Source organism: Klebsiella sp. 2680 (assembly GCF_900198535.1).
GTDB lineage: Bacteria > Pseudomonadota > Gammaproteobacteria > Enterobacterales > Enterobacteriaceae > Klebsiella > Klebsiella indica.
Genome location: NZ_FZNJ01000008.1, coordinates 1 through 20,262, shown reverse-complemented (window position 1 = coordinate 20,262; position 20,262 = coordinate 1). Strand labels below are relative to the sequence as shown.

General features: G+C 53.7%; 19 protein-coding genes and 1 rRNA gene. 16 read left to right on the top strand and 4 right to left on the bottom strand.

The features are described from left to right. Positions 1 to 3: 3 nt before the first annotated feature. On the bottom strand, positions 4 to 816 hold the full coding sequence (locus FN037_RS23235; RefSeq protein ID WP_142503256.1) for a dienelactone hydrolase family protein: 813 nt from the start codon (positions 814 to 816) through the stop codon (positions 4 to 6). 267 nt (positions 817 to 1,083) lie between these two features. On the opposite strand from FN037_RS23235, the gene udp reads away from it, so the two are divergent. The 9 genes from udp to tatD all read left to right on the top strand — a co-directional run bounded on the left by udp (position 1,084) and on the right by tatD (position 8,984). Continuing rightward, positions 1,084 to 1,845: a uridine phosphorylase gene (udp, locus tag FN037_RS23230; RefSeq protein WP_142503255.1), complete on the top strand. Its 762-nt coding sequence runs from the start codon at positions 1,084 to 1,086 to the stop codon at positions 1,843 to 1,845. A gap of 136 nt (positions 1,846 to 1,981) precedes the next feature. Next, positions 1,982 to 3,430 carry a DNA recombination protein RmuC gene (gene rmuC, locus FN037_RS23225; RefSeq protein WP_138362112.1) on the top strand — a complete coding sequence of 483 codons (1,449 nt, stop codon included), beginning with the start codon at positions 1,982 to 1,984 and terminating at the stop codon, positions 3,428 to 3,430. A 70-nt stretch (positions 3,431 to 3,500) separates the two neighbouring features. Further along, positions 3,501 to 4,256, top strand: a complete 756-nt coding sequence (gene ubiE, locus FN037_RS23220; RefSeq protein ID WP_138362113.1) for a bifunctional demethylmenaquinone methyltransferase/2-methoxy-6-polyprenyl-1,4-benzoquinol methylase UbiE — start codon at positions 3,501 to 3,503, stop codon at positions 4,254 to 4,256. Between the two features lie 12 nt (positions 4,257 to 4,268). Then, a complete protein-coding gene (locus tag FN037_RS23215) occupies positions 4,269 to 4,874 on the top strand; it encodes an SCP2 domain-containing protein (protein ID WP_138362114.1) in 606 nt (201 codons plus the stop codon). Then, entirely contained in the window at positions 4,871 to 6,511 is a 1,641-nt protein-coding gene (gene ubiB / locus FN037_RS23210; protein WP_138362115.1) for a ubiquinone biosynthesis regulatory protein kinase UbiB, read from the top strand. The genes FN037_RS23215 and ubiB overlap by 4 nt, the downstream gene beginning before the upstream one ends. 77 nt (positions 6,512 to 6,588) lie before the next feature. Further along, a complete protein-coding gene (tatA, locus tag FN037_RS23205; protein WP_138362116.1) occupies positions 6,589 to 6,840 on the top strand; it encodes a Sec-independent protein translocase subunit TatA in 252 nt (83 codons plus the stop codon). Between the two features lie 3 nt (positions 6,841 to 6,843). After that, complete coding sequence (gene tatB, locus FN037_RS23200) at positions 6,844 to 7,383, top strand: Sec-independent protein translocase protein TatB (protein WP_142503254.1); 540 nt, start codon at positions 6,844 to 6,846, stop codon at positions 7,381 to 7,383. A 2-nt stretch (positions 7,384 to 7,385) separates the two neighbouring features. Beyond that, positions 7,386 to 8,159: a Sec-independent protein translocase subunit TatC gene (gene tatC, locus FN037_RS23195; protein ID WP_138362118.1), complete on the top strand. Its 774-nt coding sequence runs from the start codon at positions 7,386 to 7,388 to the stop codon at positions 8,157 to 8,159. Positions 8,160 to 8,189: 30 nt separating this feature from the next. Then, complete coding sequence (tatD, locus tag FN037_RS23190) at positions 8,190 to 8,984, top strand: 3'-5' ssDNA/RNA exonuclease TatD (protein ID WP_185929298.1); 795 nt, start codon at positions 8,190 to 8,192, stop codon at positions 8,982 to 8,984. 15 nt (positions 8,985 to 8,999) lie between these two features. Here the strand turns inward: tatD and rfaH are convergent, their stop codons facing one another. Continuing rightward, positions 9,000 to 9,488, bottom strand: a complete 489-nt coding sequence (gene rfaH, locus FN037_RS23185; RefSeq protein ID WP_138362119.1) for a transcription/translation regulatory transformer protein RfaH — start codon at positions 9,486 to 9,488, stop codon at positions 9,000 to 9,002. 175 nt (positions 9,489 to 9,663) lie between these two features. On the opposite strand from rfaH, the gene ubiD reads away from it, so the two are divergent. Both ubiD and fre read left to right on the top strand, forming a co-directional pair. Beyond that, positions 9,664 to 11,133: a 4-hydroxy-3-polyprenylbenzoate decarboxylase gene (ubiD, locus tag FN037_RS23180; RefSeq protein ID WP_138362120.1), complete on the top strand. Its 1,470-nt coding sequence runs from the start codon at positions 9,664 to 9,666 to the stop codon at positions 11,131 to 11,133. Between the two features lie 54 nt (positions 11,134 to 11,187). Next, positions 11,188 to 11,889, top strand: coding sequence for an NAD(P)H-flavin reductase (gene fre / locus FN037_RS23175; RefSeq protein WP_138362121.1), 702 nt, complete (start codon positions 11,188 to 11,190; stop codon positions 11,887 to 11,889). Between the two features lie 318 nt (positions 11,890 to 12,207). Here the strand turns inward: fre and fadA are convergent, their stop codons facing one another. Both fadA and fadB read right to left on the bottom strand, forming a co-directional pair. Further along, positions 12,208 to 13,371, bottom strand: coding sequence for an acetyl-CoA C-acyltransferase FadA (gene fadA, locus FN037_RS23170; protein ID WP_142503253.1), 1,164 nt, complete (start codon positions 13,369 to 13,371; stop codon positions 12,208 to 12,210). Positions 13,372 to 13,380: 9 nt separating this feature from the next. After that, positions 13,381 to 15,570: a fatty acid oxidation complex subunit alpha FadB gene (fadB, locus tag FN037_RS23165; RefSeq protein ID WP_142503252.1), complete on the bottom strand. Its 2,190-nt coding sequence runs from the start codon at positions 15,568 to 15,570 to the stop codon at positions 13,381 to 13,383. Positions 15,571 to 15,761: 191 nt separating this feature from the next. On the opposite strand from fadB, the gene pepQ reads away from it, so the two are divergent. The 5 genes from pepQ to FN037_RS23140 all read left to right on the top strand — a co-directional run. Next, entirely contained in the window at positions 15,762 to 17,093 is a 1,332-nt protein-coding gene (gene pepQ / locus FN037_RS23160; RefSeq protein WP_138362124.1) for a Xaa-Pro dipeptidase, read from the top strand. Then, positions 17,093 to 17,707 carry an IMPACT family protein gene (locus FN037_RS23155; protein ID WP_138362125.1) on the top strand — a complete coding sequence of 205 codons (615 nt, stop codon included), beginning with the start codon at positions 17,093 to 17,095 and terminating at the stop codon, positions 17,705 to 17,707. The genes pepQ and FN037_RS23155 overlap by 1 nt, the downstream gene beginning before the upstream one ends. Positions 17,708 to 17,749: 42 nt before the next feature. Continuing rightward, positions 17,750 to 19,201: a Trk system potassium transporter TrkH gene (trkH, locus tag FN037_RS23150; RefSeq protein WP_138362126.1), complete on the top strand. Its 1,452-nt coding sequence runs from the start codon at positions 17,750 to 17,752 to the stop codon at positions 19,199 to 19,201. Between the two features lie 11 nt (positions 19,202 to 19,212). Next, positions 19,213 to 19,746 (top strand): menaquinone-dependent protoporphyrinogen IX dehydrogenase, encoded by a 534-nt coding sequence (hemG, locus tag FN037_RS23145; protein ID WP_138362127.1) that lies wholly within the window; start codon positions 19,213 to 19,215, stop codon positions 19,744 to 19,746. A gap of 403 nt (positions 19,747 to 20,149) precedes the next feature. Next, a 16S ribosomal RNA gene (locus FN037_RS23140) occupies positions 20,150 to 20,262 on the top strand; the annotation flags it as partial.

Below are 20,262 nucleotides of genomic sequence, written 5' to 3'. Positions count from 1 at the left end.
TCGTTAACTGCGCTTCCCGCTATACTGCGCGAACCATGCCAGCATTCGCTGCCAGCCCTCTTTCGCCGACTCTTCATGGTAGCTGGCGCGATAATCGGCGTTAAAGGCATGACCTGCCTGCGGATACACGACGATTTCCGCCGTGGCATTGGCGGCCCGTAGCGCCTGACGCATGGTTTCTACCGTGTCCTGCGGGATGCTGTCATCTTTCGCGCCGTAGAGCCCTAACACCGGGGCGTTCAGATCAACGGCGATATCTACCGGATGCCTCGGCGAGTTAAGCGACTTCTCGCCAACCAGTTTACCGTACCAGGCAACGGCGGCTTTGAGCTGCGGATTATGCGCGGCGTACAGCCAGGTGATGCGTCCGCCCCAGCAGAAGCCGGTAATGAGCAGGCGATGGGCGTCGCCACCGTTGCGGGAAGCCCAACTGGCGACGTGATCGAGGTCGGCCAGCACTTGAGAGTCCGGTACCTTTTGGACGAGTCCCTGGAATAGCGAAGGGATGTCGCTAAAATCATTGGGATCGCCCTGGCGGAAGTACAGCTCTGGCGCGATAGCCAGATATCCCTCCTTCGCCAGACGGCGGCAAATATCACGAATATGTTCGTGCACGCCGAAAATTTCCTGCACAACGATAACGACGGGCAGTGGGCCTTCGACCTTGTTCGGACGGGCATGGAATGCGGGCATGTTATCCCCCTGGGAAGGGATAGATGTCTCCCCGAAGACGATGTTCTCATCTGATGTGTGCACAGCGGTAGAGGCATGCGGCGTGGCTGCAGGCGCAAAGCCGGTTTGCTTGGTTGTCGTCATGGCATTCTCCGTACCCTTAATGTATTAGCGCATCAATAACTATAGCTGCTCTGGACAGGACGTTAGCCAAACACAGAGCCCGAAACCGACTATCTTTTGTTCAGGGTTCTGTGATTCAGTTTGTTAATGTGATGTTTATCACTATTTTGTGGAAAGTTATTGCAATGAGTTTAATTCATAGTGATAGGAATCACAAAAATGAACCAGCAGCTTCTGTAAAGTACCGTTTTGCTTCTGCTGATAATTCTACCCACAGAGGAGTTTTTTATGTCCAGGTCTGATGTCTTTCATCTCGGGCTCACCAAAAATGATTTACAAGGGGCTACGCTGGCTATCGTCCCTGGCGATCCTGAGCGTGTGGAAAAGATCGCCGCGCTGATGGATAAGCCAGTTAAACTGGCATCTCATCGTGAATTCACCACCTGGCGGGCTGAGCTGGAGGGTAAAGCGGTGATTGTCTGCTCTACCGGTATCGGCGGCCCATCGACCTCTATTGCCGTGGAAGAACTGGCTCAACTGGGCATCCGTACTTTTCTGCGTATCGGTACTACCGGCGCGATTCAGCCGCACATTAATGTCGGCGATGTGCTGGTGACTACCGCTTCCGTTCGCCTGGACGGCGCCAGTCTGCACTTTGCGCCTATGGAGTTCCCGGCGGTGGCTGATTTTGAATGTACCACCGCGTTGGTTGAAGCGGCGAAATCCGTTGGTGCGACAACGCATATTGGCGTAACGGCTTCCTCTGATACCTTCTATCCGGGACAGGAACGTTACGATACCTTCTCTGGGCGCGTCGTGAGCCGTTTTAAAGGCTCAATGGAAGAGTGGCAGGCGATGGGCGTGATGAACTATGAAATGGAATCCGCCACCCTGCTGACCATGTGTGCCAGCCAGGGTCTGCGTGCCGGGATGGTTGCCGGAGTTATCGTAAACCGTACCCAGCAGGAAATTCCGAACGCAGAGACCATGCAGCAAACCGAAAGCCATGCGGTGAAAATCGTCGTGGAAGCGGCGCGCCGCCTGCTGTAATTTTCTCTTTTCTACTCAGGGCTGGATGTTCTGGCCCTGCCTTTTACATAGAACTTCTCAGGAAAACCCTTCCCAACTGGACGTTTGTACAGCACAATTCTATTTTGTGCTGTATGTGGTTGCCGCAGGGGGCGTTGTGGATATCTCGATTCTTATTAGTGCTGTTGTGGCGCTGGCCGTGGGGATTATCGTGGGCTGGCTGGCAACGAAAGCGCACGCCGATCAAATTCGTGCCGATCTGACAGAAGAGCGGCGCGAGCTGGATATTGAGCTGAGCGCGGCCCGTCAGCAACTGGCGCAAGAGTCCCATTGGCGAGAAGAGTGCGCGTTGCTGAATAATGAGCTGCGCAGCCTGCGTGATATCAACACCTCGCTGGAGGCCGATCTTCGTGAAGTGACAACCCGCCTTGAATCCACACAACTGCATGCGGAAGATAAAATCCGCCAGATGGTTAACAGCGAGCAGCGGCTTAGCGAACAGTTTGAAAATCTGGCAAACCGCATATTTGAGCACAGTAATCGACGCGTTGATGAGCAGAATCGCCAGAGCTTGCACAGCTTATTGACGCCGTTACGCGAGCAACTGGATGGCTTCCGTCGCCAGGTGCAGGATAGCTTTGGCCAGGAAGCGCGGGAGCGCCACACCCTGGCGCATGAAATCCGCAATCTTCAGCAGCTAAATGCGCAAATGGCCCAGGAAGCGCTAAACCTGACCCGCGCGCTGAAGGGCGATAACAAAACCCAGGGCAACTGGGGCGAGGTGGTGTTGACCCGCGTACTGGAAGCATCAGGGCTGCGGGAAGGACATGAATATCAAACCCAGGTGAGTATCGAAACGGACAACCGCGCACGAATGCAGCCGGATGTTATTGTCCGTCTGCCGCAGGGAAAAGATGTGGTTATTGATGCCAAGATGACGCTGGTGGCCTACGAGCGTTACTTCAATGCTGAAGATGATTACAGTCGTGAGGCGGCGCTGCAGGAGCATATTGCCTCGGTGCGTAACCATATGCGCCTGCTGGGCCGTAAAGACTATCAGCAACTGCCAGGGCTGCGCTCGCTCGACTATGTTCTGATGTTTATCCCTGTAGAGCCCGCCTTCCTGCTGGCAATCGATCGTCAACCGGAGCTGATTAGCGAAGCGCTGAAGAACAATATTATGCTAGTGAGTCCGACGACGCTGCTGGTGGCATTGCGTACCATCGCTAATCTCTGGCGCTATGAGCATCAGAGCCGTAACGCGCAGAAAATTGCTGAAAGGGCGGGGCGTCTGTATGACAAAATGCGCTTATTTATCGATGATATGTCAGCTATCGGCCAGAGCCTGGATAGAGCTCAGGAAAATTACCGCCAGGCAATGAAAAAACTCGCATCCGGACGCGGCAACTTGCTGGTTCAGGCGGAATCATTCCGTGGTCTTGGCGTGGAGATCAAGCGTGGAATTAATCCGGAGTTAGTTGAACAGGCGACAGCACAGGATGATAAATATCGCCTTACAGGCGATGCTAACTCACCGGAAGATAATGAATGTTCATCAGAATCTGCTGCTGCGGCAAGGCATGAGAAGCGCGCTCAGACACGTTGAAGCGTATGGGAAGTGCGCTAAACCTGTTACACTCAACGTACATTTTCTTAATAAGCAAGCAGGCATTGAGATGGTTGAGGATTCACAAGAAACGACCCATTTTGGCTTTCAGACAGTTGCCAAAGAACAGAAAGCTGACATGGTTGCGCATGTATTTCATTCTGTCGCCGCAAAATATGATGTGATGAACGATCTGATGTCGTTCGGTATTCATCGTTTGTGGAAGCGTTTCGCCATCGACTGCAGCGGCGTGCGTCGAGGGCAAACGGTGCTGGATCTGGCCGGTGGTACGGGCGATCTGACGGCGAAATTCTCGCGTCTGGTCGGCGAAAACGGCCGTGTAATGCTGGCGGATATCAACGACTCTATGCTGAAAATGGGCCGTGAGAAGCTGCGTAATACTGGCATCGTCGGCAATGTCGAATATGTCCAGGCTAACGCGGAAGCGCTTCCTTTTGCGGACAATACTTTTGATTGCATTACCATTTCATTTGGCCTGCGTAATGTCACCGATAAAGAAAAAGCGCTGCGATCCATGTATCGTGTGCTGAAACCGGGCGGTCGCCTGCTGGTGCTGGAATTCTCGAAACCGATTATTGAGCCGCTTAGCAAGGCCTATGACGCCTACTCTTTCCATATACTGCCGCGAGTGGGGGAATTGGTCGCTAAAGATGCTGAAAGCTATCGTTATCTTGCTGAATCTATCCGAATGCACCCCGATCAGGACACCCTGAAAGCCATGATGCAGGACGCAGGTTTTGAAAGCGTCGATTATTACAACCTGACGGCAGGTATCGTTGCGCTGCACCGCGGTTATAAGTTCTGACAGGGGGACGCTATGCCTTTCAAACCACTGGTTACCGCCGGCCTGGAGACGGTTCTCAATACCTTTCTTTGGCGCGACAGGGCGCTTAAACCCGCCCGCCAGCGCCTGTTGGGGAAAGTGTTGCGCGTTGAGCTACAAGAACTTTCCGATCCTATTGTGTTGGTTTTTAGCGAACGCCAGGTGGATGTGCTGGGGGCATGGGAAGGTGAGTCTGACTGTACCGTAATGACGCGTTTTAGCGTTCTCCCGCAACTGCGCAACCGCCAGCAGCTCACGTCATTGATTCGTAGCGGCGATCTTGAAGTGCAGGGCGACCTGCAGGTTGTACAGAATACTATCATGCTGTGCGATCTGGCAGAGTTTGACCCGGCTGAACTGCTGGCGCCGTACACGGGCGATGTTGTTGCCGAAGGCTTTAGTAAAGTCTTCCGCGGCGGCGCTCGTTTTTTTCTTCATGGCGTTCAACGCCAGCAGCACTATATTGCAGAGGCGATTACCGAAGAGTGGCGCCTGGCGCCGGGCCCGCTGGAACTGGCCTGGTTTGCTGAGGAAAGCGATGCGGTAGAACGAGAGCTGGCCGTGCTGGAAAAACGGCTGGAAACGCTGGAGGGCAAATGACGCCAGGAGAATTACGGCGACTGTATTTCATCATCCACACTTTTTTGAGCTACGGGCTTGATGAGCTCATCCCCAAAATGCGAATCACGCTGCCGTTGCGAATCTGGCGGCGGATGTTGTTCTGGATGCCAAACCGCCATAAAGATAAACCTCTTGGCGAGCGTTTACGCCTTGCGCTACAAGAACTGGGGCCGGTGTGGATTAAGTTTGGCCAGATGCTCTCGACTCGTCGCGACCTGTTCCCGCCACATATCGCCGATCAGTTGGCGATGCTGCAGGATCGCGTCGCGCCGTTTGACGGTCATCAGGCTAAAAAGCAGATTGAGCAAGCGATGGGGGGGTTACCGATTGACGCCTGGTTTGATGATTTTTCCATCGAACCGCTTGCTTCTGCCTCTATTGCCCAGGTCCATACCGCCCGTCTGAAAGAAAACGGGAAAGAGGTTGTGATTAAGGTAATCCGCCCGGATATCGTGCCGGTTATCAAGGCAGATATGAAGCTCATCTACCGCCTCGCCCGCTGGGTACCCCATCTGTTGCCCGACGGTCGCCGCCTTCGCCCGCAGGAAGTGGTTCGCGAATACGAAAAAACGCTGCTTGATGAACTCAACCTGCTTCGGGAATCGGCGAACGCTATTCAACTTCGTCGTAATTTTGAAGATAGCCCGATGCTTTATGTTCCGGAAGTCTATTCCGACTACTGTAGCGAGGGCATGATGGTCATGGAGCGGATTTACGGGATCCCGGTTTCTGATGTCGCCGCTCTGGAGGCGCAGGGTACTAACATGAAGCTGCTGGCTGAGCGCGGGGTACAGGTTTTCTTCACTCAGGTTTTCCGCGACAGCTTCTTCCATGCCGATATGCATCCGGGTAATATTTTTGTCAGTCGTAGTCATCCGGAAAACCCGCAGTACATTGGTATTGACTGTGGTATTGTTGGTTCGCTGAACAAAGAAGATAAGCGCTATCTGGCAGAAAATTTCATTGCCTTCTTCAACCGCGATTATCGTAAGGTTGCTGAACTGCACGTTGATTCCGGCTGGGTTCCTCCGGATACCAATGTTGAAGAGTTTGAGTTCGCTATCCGTACCGTCTGCGAGCCAATTTTTGAAAAACCGTTGGCGGAAATCTCGTTCGGTCATGTGTTGTTGAACCTGTTTAACACGGCCCGACGCTTCAATATGGAAGTGCAGCCGCAGCTGGTGCTGTTACAGAAGACATTACTTTACGTAGAAGGGGTAGGCCGCCAGCTCTATCCTCAGTTAGACTTGTGGAAAACGGCGAAGCCGTTCCTTGAGTCGTGGATTAAAGAGCAGGTTGGCATTCCGGCTCTGGTTCGCGCGTTTAAAGAAAAGGCGCCGTTCTGGATCGAGAGAATGCCGGAAATACCTGAGCTGGTGTACCAGAGCCTGCAGCAAAGCAAGCAGTTGCAGAATAGCGTCGATGCCATTGCGCGCGACCTCCAGGGGCGACACGTGCGCCAGGGGCAGTCCCGTTATCTGTTTGGTATAGGCGCTGTTTTATTACTCAGTGGTACGCTGTTATTCATCTACCGTCCTGAGTGGGGCATGATGCCAGCCTGGCTGATGGCCGCTGGCGTTGTCACCTGGCTTATTGGCTGGCGAAAGACGAAATGACGGCTGTCTCCTTTATCATTACGCATAACGTGTATATTGCGTCCTAATAATTCATCATTTGTCATTGAGGAATGTGTATGGGTGGGATCAGTATTTGGCAGTTACTCATCGTTGTCGTCATCGTAGTCCTGCTTTTTGGGACAAAAAAACTGAGTTCGCTCGGCTCGGATTTAGGCGCGTCGATTAAAGGCTTTAAAAAGGCCATGAGCGACGATGATAAGTCCGAAAAATCAGCGCCTGATGCAGACTTCACGGCGAAAACCCTTGCCGATAAACCGGATGATGCCAGGAAAGATGAAACTAAACGCCACGACAAAGAGCAGGTGTAATTCGTGTTCGATATCGGTTTTAGTGAATTACTGCTGGTATTCGTGATTGGCCTCATCGTTTTGGGGCCACAGCGACTTCCTGTCGCGGTAAAAACGGTCGCCAGCTGGATTCGTACACTGCGGTCTCTGGCGGCAACTGTACAGAATGAGATAACCCAGGAATTAAAACTGCAGGAGTTTCAGGAAAGCCTGAAGAAAGTGGAAAAGGCCAGCCTGGATAACCTGACGCCCGAGCTGAAAGCGTCTATGGATGAGCTGCGTGAAGCAGCGGAATCTATGAAGCGCTCCTATTCTGTCCACGATCCTGAAAAAGCCAGCGACGAAGCCAACACTATCCATAACCCGGTAGTGAAGGCGAGCGAAGCGCTGCGCAAGGAAGTGACGCCGGCTACGGCTGAACATCAGGCCAGCGCGCCGGAGCATGCCCCTGAAAACGTTGCGGCAGAGCCTCTCGTCTCTGGGACTGAATTCCCGCCGGCGAAAGAAAAAGTGACTGTGCCAGTTTCCGACACCTCCTCCCCAGCATCGAGTGATAAACAGTAAAAATGGGCGTAGACGATACTCAACCGCTAATTACGCATCTGATTGAGCTGCGCAAGCGCTTGATCAACAGCATTCTTGCCATACTGGTGATTTTTCTGGCACTGGTTTATTTTGCCAACGATATCTATCAACTGGTTTCCGCGCCGCTGATTCGGCAGATGCCGGTTGGGGCGACAATGATCGCGACTGACGTCGCCTCGCCCTTCTTCACCCCGATCAAACTGACCTTTATGGTGTCGATAATTTTGTCGGTACCGGTCATTCTGTATCAGGTCTGGGCCTTTGTTGCTCCAGCGCTGTATAAGCATGAGCGTCGGCTGGTGATGCCGCTGCTCATCTCCAGTACGCTGCTATTCTACATCGGCATGGCCTTTGCCTATTTCGTTGTTTTCCCGCTGGCATTTGGTTTTCTGACCCACGCGGCACCGCAAGGCGTACAAGTTTCTACCGATATCCGTAGCTATCTCGATTTTGTTATGGCGCTATTTATCGCCTTTGGCGTCTCGTTCGAGGTGCCTGTGGCGATTGTGCTGCTGTGCTGGATGGGGGTAACCACGCCGGAGGACTTGCGTAAAAAAAGGCCCTACGTACTGGTCGGGGCGTTCGTCATCGGAATGCTGCTGACGCCGCCGGATGTGTTCTCGCAAACCCTGCTGGCGATTCCGATGTACTGTCTGTTTGAAGTCGGGGTCTTCTGTGCGCGCTTCTATACCGGTAAACGCCTGACGCGTGATGAAGATGCCGCCGCCGAAGAGGCGCAGGGCAAAGAAGAATAAAGACCAGCCGCCCGTCAGGGCGGTTGTCATATAAGGGTAATGATGTTTGATATCGGCGTAAATTTGACCAGCCCGCAGTTTTCACGCGACCGCGATGAGGTTGTTTCTCGCGCCCGGGCGGCAGGCGTTACCGGTATGCTGCTAACGGGAACCAATCTGCATGAAAGTGAACAGGCTCAGCAGATGGCGCGCCGTTATTCCGGATGTTGGTCAACTGCCGGTGTTCATCCCCACGACAGCAGCACCTGGACGGAGTCGATTGCGGCGTCGGTTTTTGCGCTGGCTCATGAACCGGAAGTCGTTGCTGTTGGTGAGTGCGGGCTGGATTTCAACCGCAACTTTTCGACGCCCCGCGAGCAGGAAGCGGCATTTAGCGCCCAGCTGGCGCTGGCGGCTGAGTTGTCGATGCCGGTATTTTTGCACTGCCGCGATGCGCACGAGCGCTTTCTGGCGCTATTAACCCCCTGGCTTGAGAAACTTCCTGGCGCGGTACTGCACTGCTTTACCGGCAGCCGCGAAGAGATGCGTGAATGCGTGGATCGCGGTTTATTTATTGGTATTACCGGTTGGGTGTGCGACGAGCGTCGGGGGCTGGAACTGCGAGAATTACTGGCCGACATTCCGGCAGCGCGTTTGCTGATTGAGACCGATGCGCCGTATCTGTTGCCGCGGGATATGCGGCCAAAGCCCTCTTCCCGCCGCAATGAACCCGCATACCTGCCGCATATTCTGACCAGTATCGCGGGATGGCGCGGGGAGGAAGCCCCGTGGCTGGAAGAGATGACCGATGCTAACGCCAGAAGACTTTTTGGCGTGCGCTTTTAAATAAACGAAACGGTGTCAGATTTTATAAAAATCCGTATTTTTGACGCTCTGCAGTACCTGTTTGTTCAGCAGGTTCAACAGCAGCATAGAACGAGATTCACCATCCGGTTCGGTAAAGATTGCCTGTAAGCCCTCAAATGCGCCGTCAGTAATCAGCACGTTGTCGCCTTCATACGGCGTTTCCGGGTCGGTAATGCCTTCCGGTTTGTAAATGGAAAGCTGGTGAATGACAGTGGACGGCACGATGGCAGGCAATGCGCCAAAACGTACAAAGCTGTTTACACCACGAGTCGCGCTGATGGTAGTGGTATGAATCACTTCCGGATCGAACTCGATAAACAGATAGTTTGGGAACAGGGGCTCGCTGACCATCGTGCGTTTACCGCGGATGATTTTTTCCAGTTCGATCATGGGCATCAGGCAATTGACAGCCTGCCGTTCAAGATGTTCCTGGGCGCGTTCAAGCTGCCCACGTTTGCAATAAAGTAAATACCAGGCTTGCATAATGACTCTTTCCATTCCACTGGCAGCAAGCATAGCAAAAGCCCGGGCGATCGCGAAATCATTGCGGATGAAAACTAAATATCAGCGTACTTTCACGCTAATTTAACAAAAGTGCAGCATCGCTCCGGCGAACACCGTATAATCAGTCGCCTGTACAGAGGCCAATAACAACGCCATGAAATACCACGATCTACGCGAATTTCTGACATTACTGGAGCAGCAGGGGGAATTGAAACGGATTTCCCTGCCAATCGATCCCCACCTGGAGATTACCGAAATTGCCGATCGCACTTTGCGCGCGGGTGGCCCGGCTTTGCTGTTTGAAAACCCTAAGGGGTATTCGATGCCGGTGCTGTGCAACCTTTTTGGCACGCCACGGCGTGTGGCGCTGGGTATGGGGCAGGAGGATGTGAGTTCGCTGCGTGAAGTGGGTAAACTTCTGGCGTTTCTTAAAGAGCCGGAGCCGCCAAAGGGGTTCCGCGATCTGTTTGATAAAATGCCGCAATTCAGGCAAGTGCTGAATATGCCGACTAAGCGTTTGCGCGGGGCGCCATGTCAACAGAAAATCATTCAGGGCGATGCCGTAGATCTGACGCGTATCCCAATCATGACCTGCTGGCCGGAAGATGCCGCGCCGCTCATCACATGGGGACTGACGGTAACCCGTGGTCCGCATAAAGAGCGGCAAAATTTGGGGATTTATCGTCAGCAACTGATTGGCAAAAATAAACTGATTATGCGCTGGCTATCTCATCGCGGTGGCGCACTGGATTTTCAGGAATGGTGCGCGGCGCATCCTGGTGAACGTTTCCCGGTTTCTGTGGCGCTGGGTGCCGATCCGGCAACGATACTTGGCGCGGTGACGCCTGTTCCTGACACCCTTTCCGAGTATGCGTTTGCTGGCCTCCTGCGCGGAACGAAAACCGAAGTGGTGAAATGCATCTCTAACGATCTTGACGTGCCCGCCAGCGCGGAGATCGTGCTGGAAGGGTATATTGAGGCCGGGGAAATGGCGGCGGAAGGCCCGTATGGCGACCATACCGGCTATTACAATGAAGTGGATAATTTCCCGGTCTTTACCGTGACGCACATAACCCAGCGTGAAGATGCTATTTACCATTCGACCTACACCGGACGGCCGCCTGATGAACCGGCGGTACTGGGGGTGGCGCTGAATGAAGTGTTTGTGCCGATTCTGCAAAAGCAGTTCCCTGAAATTGTTGATTTTTATCTGCCGCCAGAAGGGTGTTCCTATCGCCTGGCGGTCGTCACGATGAAGAAGCAATACGCGGGTCATGCGAAACGTGTAATGATGGGCGTCTGGTCGTTCCTGCGCCAGTTTATGTACACCAAGTTCGTCATCGTCTGTGATGACGATGTGAATGCCCGTGACTGGAATGACGTGATTTGGGCAATAACTACTCGCATGGATCCGGCACGTGATACGGTTCTGGTAGAAAACACGCCAATTGATTATCTGGATTTTGCCTCACCGGTCTCCGGTTTGGGTTCAAAAATGGGGCTGGATGCCACAAATAAATGGCCTGGTGAAACCCAGCGCGAGTGGGGGCATCCCATTAAGAAAGATCCTGAAGTGACGGCGCGCGTTGACGCCATCTGGGATGAACTGGCCATCTTAAAATAACAGGAAGCGGGGCTACGCCGCTGTTTTGCACAATAGACCCGATAGAGGGAAAGCATGACAACCTTAAGCTGTAAAGTGACCTCGGTGGAGGCGATTACCGATACCGTGTATCGTGTTCGATTAGTGCCGGAAGCGGCGTTTTCCTTCCGTGCGGGCCAGTATCTGATGGTGGTGATGGATGAGCGCGATAAGCGCCCATTCTCGATGGCTTCTACGCCTGCGGAACATGAGTTTATCGAACTGCATATCGGTGCATCTGAACTTAACCTGTATGCGATGGCGGTGATGGATCGTATCCTGAAAGAGCGTGAAATCGTGGTTGATATGCCGCATGGCGAAGCCTGGCTGCGCGACGATGAGGATCGTCCATTGATTTTGATCGCTGGCGGAACGGGCTTCTCATATGTGCGTTCGATTTTGCTCACCGCGCTGGCGCGTAATCCCAACCGCGATATTGCTATTTACTGGGGGGGACGGGAAGAGAAGCATCTCTACGATCTCGTTGAGCTGGAAGCGCTTTCCGTTAAACACCCTAATTTGCGCGTTGAGCCGGTGGTTGAACAGCCGGAAGAAGGCTGGCGAGGCCGCTCTGGGACGGTATTAACCGCAGTCTTGCAGGATTACGGTACGCTGGCGGAGCATGATATCTATATTGCCGGTCGTTTTGAGATGGCGAAAATCGCGCGCGACCTGTTCTGCAATGAGCGCAACGCGCAGGAAGATCGCCTGTTTGGCGATGCGTTTGCCTTTATCTGATTGTCGATATCAGCGCATCCGGGTTTTCGCCCGGATGCTGCGGTGATCCCCTGACAGGCGGGAAGAACGGCAACTACATTGTTATATACCCGTCATACTTCAAGTTGCATGTGCGTTGGCTTTCCTCGTTCACCCCAGTCACGTACTGGAGTACGCTCCCGGGGATTCACTGCGTCGCCGCCTTCCTGCAACTCGAATAATTTAGGGTATAGAGTGGCATTTGCGTTGTAGGCCGGATAAGACGCCTGAGCGTCGTCATCCGGCATGGTCGCCGGGGGCGCTTCGCTTGCCCGGCCTGCAATAAATAACGCTCTATGATTAAACTCGCTCAAATACTGTCGCGATACCCTGACCTAATCCGATACACATCGTCGCCAGGCCAAACTGGGCGTCTTTGCGCTCCATCAGATTCAACAGCGTGGTGCTGATGCGCGCCCCGGAACAACCCAGCGGGTGGCCCAGTGCGATCGCGCCGCCGTTGAGGTTGATCTTCTCGTCAATCTGCTCCATCAGTCCCAGATCTTTTATACACGGCAGGATCTGCGCGGCAAACGCTTCGTTCATTTCAAACAAATCGATATCGCTGGCGGCAAGTCCTGCTTTTTTCAGCGCCAGTTTTGACGCCGGAACCGGGCCGTAACCCATAATTGAGGGATCGCAACCGACAACCGCCATTGAACGAATGCGGGCGCGTGGTTGCAGGCCCAGTTCACGCGCGCGGCTTTCGCTCATTACCAGCATGGCGGCTGCGCCATCGGAGAGGGCGGAAGAGGTGCCTGCGGTCACGGTGCCGCTGACCGGATCAAACGCGGGGCGCAGAGTCGACAGCGCTTCGACGGTGGTCTCCGGGCGGATGACTTCGTCGTAGCTAAACTGCTTTAGCACGCCGTCGGCGTCATGACCGCCAGTCGGGATGATCTCGTTTTTAAACGCGCCGGACTGCGTGGCGGCCCAGGCGCGGGCGTGTGAACGTGCGGCAAACGCATCCTGCATTTCACGGCTGATGCCGTGCATACGGGAAAGCATTTCTGCCGTCAGCCCCATCATCCCGGCGGCTTTGGCGACGTTGCGGCTCAGGCCGGGATGGAAATCAACGCCATGACTCATTGGCACATGACCCATATGCTCCACGCCGCCAATCAGGCACGCCTGTGCGTCGCCGGTCATGATCATCCGTGCGGCATCGTGCAGCGCCTGCATGGAGGAACCACACAGACGGTTAACGGTGACCGCCGGAACGGAGTGGGGGATTTCAGCCAGTAGCGCGGCGTTGCGGGCGATGTTAAAACCCTGCTCCAGCGTTTGTTGCACGCAGCCCCAGTAAATGTCGTCGATAGCGGTTGCTTCCAGCGCGGGATTACGCGCCAGCAGACTGCGCATTAAGTGTGCGGAGAGATCTTCTGCCCGCACGTTACGAAATGCGCCGCCCTTTGAACGGCCCATCGGGGTGCGAATTGCATCGACAATGACAACCTGTTCCATTGTGACTCCTTAAGCCGTTTTCAGGTCGCCAACCGGGCGGGCTGGCTCAACCGGGGGATAGTACGGTTCGTTATGGCGCGCTTTGTTACGCAGACCTTCCGGCACTTCATAGAGTGGGCCGAGGTGCTGATACTGCTGCGCCATATCGAGATATTTTGCGCTGCCGAGCGTATCCAGCCAGCGGAACGCGCCGCCGTGGAACGGAGGGAAGCCCAGACCGTAAACCAGCGCCATATCCGCTTCTGCCGGACTGGCGATGATGCCTTCTTCCAGACAGCGCACCACTTCGTTAACCATCGGAATCATCATGCGGGCGATAATCTCTTCGTCGCTGAAGTCGCGCTTCGGCTGGCTGACCTCTGCCAGCAGGCTGTCCACGGCCGCGTCTTCTTCTTTCTTCGGCTTGCCTTTGCTGTCTTCTTTATAGCGCCAGAAGCCGAGACCGTTTTTCTGACCATAGCGGCTGGCGTCAAACAGCGCGTCGATGGCATCACGATAATCTTTCTGCATACGCTGTGGGAAACCGGCTGCCATAACTGCCTGCGCATGATGCGCGGTATCAATCCCGACCACATCCAGCAGATAAGCCGGGCCCATCGGCCAGCCAAACTGTTTCTCCATCACTTTGTCGACTTTGCGGAAATCGGCGCCGTCGCGCAGTAGCTGGCTGAAACCGGCGAAATACGGGAACAGTACGCGGTTAACAAAGAAGCCGGGGCAGTCGTTGACCACAATCGGCGTTTTGCCCATTTTGCTGGCCCAGGCGACGACTTTAGCGATGGTTTCATCCGAGCTTTTCTCGCCGCGAATGATTTCAACCAGCGGCATCCGGTGTACCGGGTTAAAGAAGTGCATGCCGCAGAAGTTTTCCGGGCGCTTCAGCACGCTTGCCAGTTCGCTAATTGGAATGGTGGACGTATTCGACGCCAGCACGGTATCCGGGCGGACGTTGTCTTCGGTCTCCGCCAGTACCGCTTTCTTCACTTTCGGGTTTTCCACTACCGCTTCGACCACCACATCAACGCGATCAAAACCGGCGTAGTCCAGCGTTGGGTGAATCGTTGAAATCACGCCCGCCAGTTTCAGGCCGTCGATCCTGCCGCGTTCCAGTTGCTTATTCAGCAGTTTGGCCGCTTCGGTCATGCCCAGCGTCAGGGATTTGTCGTTGATATCTTTCATGATCACCGGCACGCCTTTCCAGGCTGACTGGTAAGCGATGCCGCCGCCCATGATACCTGCGCCCAGTACGGCTGCCTGCTTCGGTGTTTCAACGTCTTTGGTCAGCTTTTTCGCTTTACCTTTCACGAACTGATCGTTGAGGAAGATGCCGACCAGCGCGCGGGCTTCATTGGTATGCGCCAGCGGGACAAAGCTTTTATTTTCCAGATTCAGCGCTTCTTCACGGCCAAAGCGTGCGGCGGCTTCGATCGTTTTCACGGCGGTCATCGGGGCGGGGTAATGCTTCCCGGCCGTCTGCGCCACCATGCCTTTGGCGATGGTAAAGCTCATCGCCGCTTCAATTTTACTGAGCTTCAACGGTTCCAGCTTCGGCTGGCGTTTGGCTTTCCAGTCCAGTGAGCCGTCAATCGCCTGACGTAATACCGCTATTGCGCCATCAAGCAGTTTTTCCGGTTTCACGATACCGTCAACCAGGCCGATTTTCAGCGCCTGCTCAGCGCCGATGTCTTTCCCGGCAGCAATAATTTCCAGCGCGCTGTCAGCGCCCAGCATACGCGGCATACGGACAGAACCGCCAAAGCCCGGCATGATGCCCAGCTTCGTTTCTGGCAGGCCAATGCGCAGATCCGGCGTCACCAGACGATAATCGGTCGCCAGTACGCACTCGCAGCCGCCGCCCAGCGCATAGCCGTTGATGGCGGAAAGCGTTGGCGCCGGTAAATCTTCGAGGCGATTAAAGACGCTGTTGGCAAAGTGCAGCCACTGGCTTAACTGTTCTTCAGGAACAAGGAACAGCGAAAGGAATTCGGTGATATCGGCACCGACAATAAAGGCTGCTTTGTTAGAGCGCAGCAGCAGCCCTTTTAAATCTGTTTGCTTTTCCAGCACGTCCAGCGCCTGGCCGAGGCTGGCGACGGTCGCAGTGTCGAGTTTATTGACCGATCCTGGGGCATCGAACACCAGTTCGGCGATGCCATCTTCCCGCCAGTCGAGGTACAGGGTGTCGCCTTTGTAAAGCATGTCAGTCTCCTGAATCCGCAAGGTGATCTGGTCATACCAGATGATCCGGAGTGTGGGATTTATGTTAAGAAATTGCAAATTAGTCTTTAAATAAATGCAGATCTGATCACATCCGGCGGAAATCCCCCCGCTTCAGGTCAATGTGCTAAGATGCGAAGCATCACGATCCAATAAAATCAAAGGATAAAAAGATGGAATCACTGGCCGGTCTCTATAAAAATCATATCGTTACTTTACAAGAGCGTACTCGCGATGTTCTGGCCCGTTTCAAGCTGGATGCGTTGCTGATCCACTCCGGCGAACTGTTCAATGTTTTTCTTGACGATCATCCCTATCCGTTCAAGGTCAACCCCCAATTCAAAGCCTGGGTACCGGTTACGCAGGTCCCTAACTGCTGGCTGTTGGTGGACGGTGTTAACAAACCGAAACTGTGGTTCTATCTACCGGTTGATTACTGGCATAACGTGGAGCCGCTGCCGACTTCATTCTGGACGGAAGAAGTGGAAGTGATCGCCTTGCCGAAAGCCGACGGTATTGGTAGCCAGTTGCCTGCGGCGCGCGGCAACATCGCTTATATCGGGCCGGTAGCGGAACGTGCGCTGGGGTTAGACATTGCCGCGGATAAAATCAATCCGAAAGGGGTTATTGATTATCTGCACTACTATCGCTCTTATAAAACGGACTACGAGCTGGCTTGTATGCGTGAAGCACAAAAGTCAGCGGTTAATGGTCATCGGGCGGCCGAAGAGGCGTTTCGTTCCGGTATGAGCGAGTTTGATATCAATCAGGCCTATTTGACGGCGACAGGCCATCGCGATATTGATGTGCCTTACGCTAATATTGTGGCGCTGAACGAGCATGCCGCTGTACTGCATTACACTAAACTGGATTCCCGCGCACCTGCGGAGATACGCAGCTTCCTGCTGGACGCTGGCGCAGAATATAACGGTTACGCGGCTGATTTGACGCGCACCTGGGCGGCGCATAGCGATAATGACTATGCGCAGTTGGTTAAAGACGTCAACGATGAACAGCTGGCGTTGATTAGCACCATGAAAGCGGGCGTTAGCTATGTGGACTATCATATCCAGTTCCATCAGCGCATTGCCAAATTGTTGCGTAAGCATCAAATAGTCAAAGATATGAGCGAAGAGGCGATGGTGGAAAATGACCTGACCGGGCCATTTATGCCGCATGGTATTGGTCATCAACTGGGCCTGCAGGTCCATGATGTCGCAGGCTTTATGCAGGACGATACCGGGACGCATCTGGCCGCGCCGTCGAAATACCCATATCTGCGCTGCACCCGCGTGCTGCAACCGCGGATGGTGCTGACCATTGAGCCGGGTATTTACTTTATCGAATCGCTGCTGGCGCCGTGGCGCGAAGGGCCGTTCAGCAAACATTTTAACTGGCAGAAAATCGAAGCGCTGAAACCGTTTGGCGGCATCCGTATTGAAGATAACGTGGTGATCCACGAAAACAGCGTCGAGAATATGACACGCGATCTGAAACTGGCGTAATGGAAAGCTGGTTGATACCGGCCGCGCCGGTCACCTTTGTTGAAGAGATCAAAAAGAGCCGCTTTATTACGTTGTTAGCGCATACCAACGGCGTAGCGGCGGCAAAGGCGTTTGTGGAGTTTGTCAGAGCCGGGCATCCGGATGCCCGCCACCACTGTGTGGCGTGGGTGGCGGGGCCGCCGAATGATTCACAACAGTTGGGTTTTTCCGATGATGGCGAACCGGCGGGAACCGCGGGGAAACCGATGCTGGCTCAGCTTATGGGCAGCGGCGTCGGTGAGATAACCGCTGTCGTCGTGCGTTACTACGGTGGTATTCTGCTGGGCACCGGCGGTCTGGTGAAAGCCTACGGCGGCGGCGTTCATCAGGCGCTTGCTCAGCTAACAACCCTGCGCAAGACGCCGCTGACCGCATATACGTTGCAGTGTGAATATGGGCAGTTAGCCGGGGTTGAAACGCTGTTGGCTCAGTTCTCAGGGAAAATTGTTGAAAGCGAATACCTGGCGTCTGTTCAGTTGCGCGTGGCGCTTCCCCAGGCTGAAGTGGCGCTATTTTCAGCAAAGCTGGCTGATTTTAGTCGTGGTTCGTTGCAATTACTGAAGATTGACGAATAATCCCCACCTGATTTTTTTTGCATATCAAAGGAAGCGCCAGAGATGCATTTTCGCGCGATAACCCGAATCGTTGGATTGCTGGTTATTTTGTTTTCGGGAACGATGATCCTCCCGGGATTAGTGGCTCTGATATACCGTGATGGTGCGGGGCGGGCGTTTACCCAGACCTTTTTTGTCGCGCTGGCGATTGGCTCACTATTATGGTGGCCTAACCGTAGTGAAAAAGGCGAACTGAAATCCCGTGAGGGATTTTTGATTGTCGTCCTTTTCTGGACCGTGCTGGGGAGCGTGGGGGCGCTGCCGTTTATCTTTGCGGAACAGCCGAATCTGACGGTCACGGACGCGTTTTTTGAATCCTTCTCAGGTCTGACAACGACCGGTGCCACGACCCTGGTGGGACTCGATTCCTTACCCCATGCTATTCTTTTCTATCGTCAGATGCTGCAATGGTTTGGCGGGATGGGGATCATCGTGCTGGCGGTGGCGATACTGCCCATACTGGGCGTCGGGGGGATGCAGCTGTATCGGGCGGAGATGCCGGGGCCGCTGAAAGACCATAAGATGCGGCCGCGAATTGCTGAGACGGCCAAAACGCTATGGCTTATCTATGTGTTACTGACAATTGCTTGTGCGTTGGCGCTGTGGTTTGCCGGAATGCCGGCATTCGATGCTATTGGCCATAGCTTCTCTACTATCGCGATTGGCGGGTTTTCCACCCATGATGCCAGCGTGGGCTATTTTAATAGCCCGACAATTAACTCCATTATTGCAATTTTCTTGCTGATATCTGGCTGTAACTACGGTCTGCACTTTTCATTGCTCAGCGGACGTAGCCTGAAAGTTTACTGGCGCGATCCGGAGTTCCGTATGTTTATCGGTGTGCAGTTAACGCTGGTGGTAATTTGTACTCTGGTGTTGTGGCTGCATAACGTATACGGGTCCCCGCTAACGACCTTGAATCAGGCGTTCTTTCAGGTGGTATCAATGGCGACAACGGCTGGCTTCACTACCGACAGTATCGCGCGCTGGCCGCTGTTTCTGCCGGTGTTGTTGCTATGTTCGGCTTTTATTGGCGGTTGCGCCGGGTCGACCGGCGGTGGTTTGAAAGTCATTCGTATCCTGTTGCTCTTCAAACAGGGCAACCGTGAGCTTAAACGGCTGGTACACCCTAATGCGGTATACAGTATTAAACTCGGGAACCGTGCGCTGCCGGAGCGTATCCTGGAAGCCGTCTGGGGATTCTTCTCCGCTTATGCGCTGGTGTTTATCATCAGTATGCTCGCGATTATCGCTACCGGCGTGGATGATTTTTCTGCTTTTGCTTCAGTCGTAGCGACGTTGAATAACCTTGGACCCGGGTTGGGCGTGGTAGCGGATAACTTTGCGACAATGAATCCAGTCGCGAAATGGATCCTGATTGCTAATATGCTGTTTGGGCGTCTGGAAGTATTTACCCTACTAGTGCTATTTACTCCGACTTTCTGGCGCGAATAACAGGAGTGTCTGTGAAAACTTTGATTCTATTCTCTACCCGTGACGGACAGACGCACGAAATAGCCTCTTTTCTGGCATCCGAATTAAAAGAGCAGGGGATTGATACGGATACGGTTGACCTGAATCGTACTCATGATATCGAATGGTCGCAATACGATCGCGTCGTGATTGGCGCATCAATTCGTTATGGCCACTTTCATCCGGCGCTAGGGCGGTTTGTGAAAAAACACCTCCAGTCTCTGCAGTCTCTACCGGGGGCCTTTTTTTCGGTTAATCTTGTGGCGCGTAAACCAGAGAAACGTACTCCGCAAACTAATAGCTATACGCGCAAGTTTTTGCTCAATTCGCCGTGGAAACCGCAGCGTAGCGCGGTGTTTGCCGGCGCACTCCGCTATCCGCGTTATCGTTGGTACGATCGCTTTATGATTCGTCTTATTATGAAGATGACTGGCGGTGAAACGGATGTCCGTAAAGAGGTCGTGTATACCGACTGGCAGCAGGTTGGGCGATTTGCGCAGGAGATTGCGCAAATGACCAGAAAATAGCATGCGAAATTCCCTGAGTGATGTAAATTTGAGCGAACGAAAAGTTTTTTGCAATTACCCCCTTGTCACACCGGAATTACTCCCTATAATGCGCCTCCACTGACACGGAACAACGGCACGCAAGCCGCCGGGTCAGCGGGGTTCAGCGGTGAAAAGTCATCGTGAAAACCGACAGAGAAAAGCAAAAATTAACGCTTGACTCTGAATGAGGAAAGCGTATTATACGCCACCTCGCGACAGAGCGCTAAAGCGCGTCGCAACTGCTCTTTAACAATTTATCAGACAATCTGTGTGGGCACTCAAAGTGACATGGATTCTTAATGTCTTCGGACAGTAAATGAATACCAAGTCTCTGAGTGAACACGTAATTCATTACGAAGTTTAATTCACGAGCATCAAACTTAAATTGAAGAGTTTGATCATGGCTCAGATTGAACGCTGGCGGCAGGCCTAACACATGCAAGTCGAACGGTAACAGGAAGCAGCTTGCTGCTTTGCTGACGAGTGGCGGACGGG

Bases quoted from the DNA above. Each gene is read 5' to 3' on its own strand.
- FN037_RS23235 (WP_142503256.1), bottom strand. From the start codon at position 816: ATGACGACAACCAAGCAAACCGGCTTTGCGCCTGCAGCCACGCCGCAT.
- udp (WP_142503255.1), top strand. From the start codon at position 1,084: ATGTCCAGGTCTGATGTCTTTCATCTCGGGCTCACCAAAAATGATTTA.
- ubiE (WP_138362113.1), top strand. From the start codon at position 3,501: ATGGTTGAGGATTCACAAGAAACGACCCATTTTGGCTTTCAGACAGTT.
- FN037_RS23215 (WP_138362114.1), top strand. From the start codon at position 4,269: ATGCCTTTCAAACCACTGGTTACCGCCGGCCTGGAGACGGTTCTCAAT.
- ubiB (WP_138362115.1), top strand. From the start codon at position 4,871: ATGACGCCAGGAGAATTACGGCGACTGTATTTCATCATCCACACTTTT.
- tatA (WP_138362116.1), top strand. From the start codon at position 6,589: ATGGGTGGGATCAGTATTTGGCAGTTACTCATCGTTGTCGTCATCGTA.
- tatC (WP_138362118.1), top strand. From the start codon at position 7,386: ATGGGCGTAGACGATACTCAACCGCTAATTACGCATCTGATTGAGCTG.
- rfaH (WP_138362119.1), bottom strand. From the start codon at position 9,488: ATGCAAGCCTGGTATTTACTTTATTGCAAACGTGGGCAGCTTGAACGC.
- ubiD (WP_138362120.1), top strand. From the start codon at position 9,664: ATGAAATACCACGATCTACGCGAATTTCTGACATTACTGGAGCAGCAG.
- fre (WP_138362121.1), top strand. From the start codon at position 11,188: ATGACAACCTTAAGCTGTAAAGTGACCTCGGTGGAGGCGATTACCGAT.
- fadA (WP_142503253.1), bottom strand. From the start codon at position 13,371: ATGGAACAGGTTGTCATTGTCGATGCAATTCGCACCCCGATGGGCCGT.
- fadB (WP_142503252.1), bottom strand. From the start codon at position 15,570: ATGCTTTACAAAGGCGACACCCTGTACCTCGACTGGCGGGAAGATGGC.
- pepQ (WP_138362124.1), top strand. From the start codon at position 15,762: ATGGAATCACTGGCCGGTCTCTATAAAAATCATATCGTTACTTTACAA.
- FN037_RS23155 (WP_138362125.1), top strand. From the start codon at position 17,093: ATGGAAAGCTGGTTGATACCGGCCGCGCCGGTCACCTTTGTTGAAGAG.
- trkH (WP_138362126.1), top strand. From the start codon at position 17,750: ATGCATTTTCGCGCGATAACCCGAATCGTTGGATTGCTGGTTATTTTG.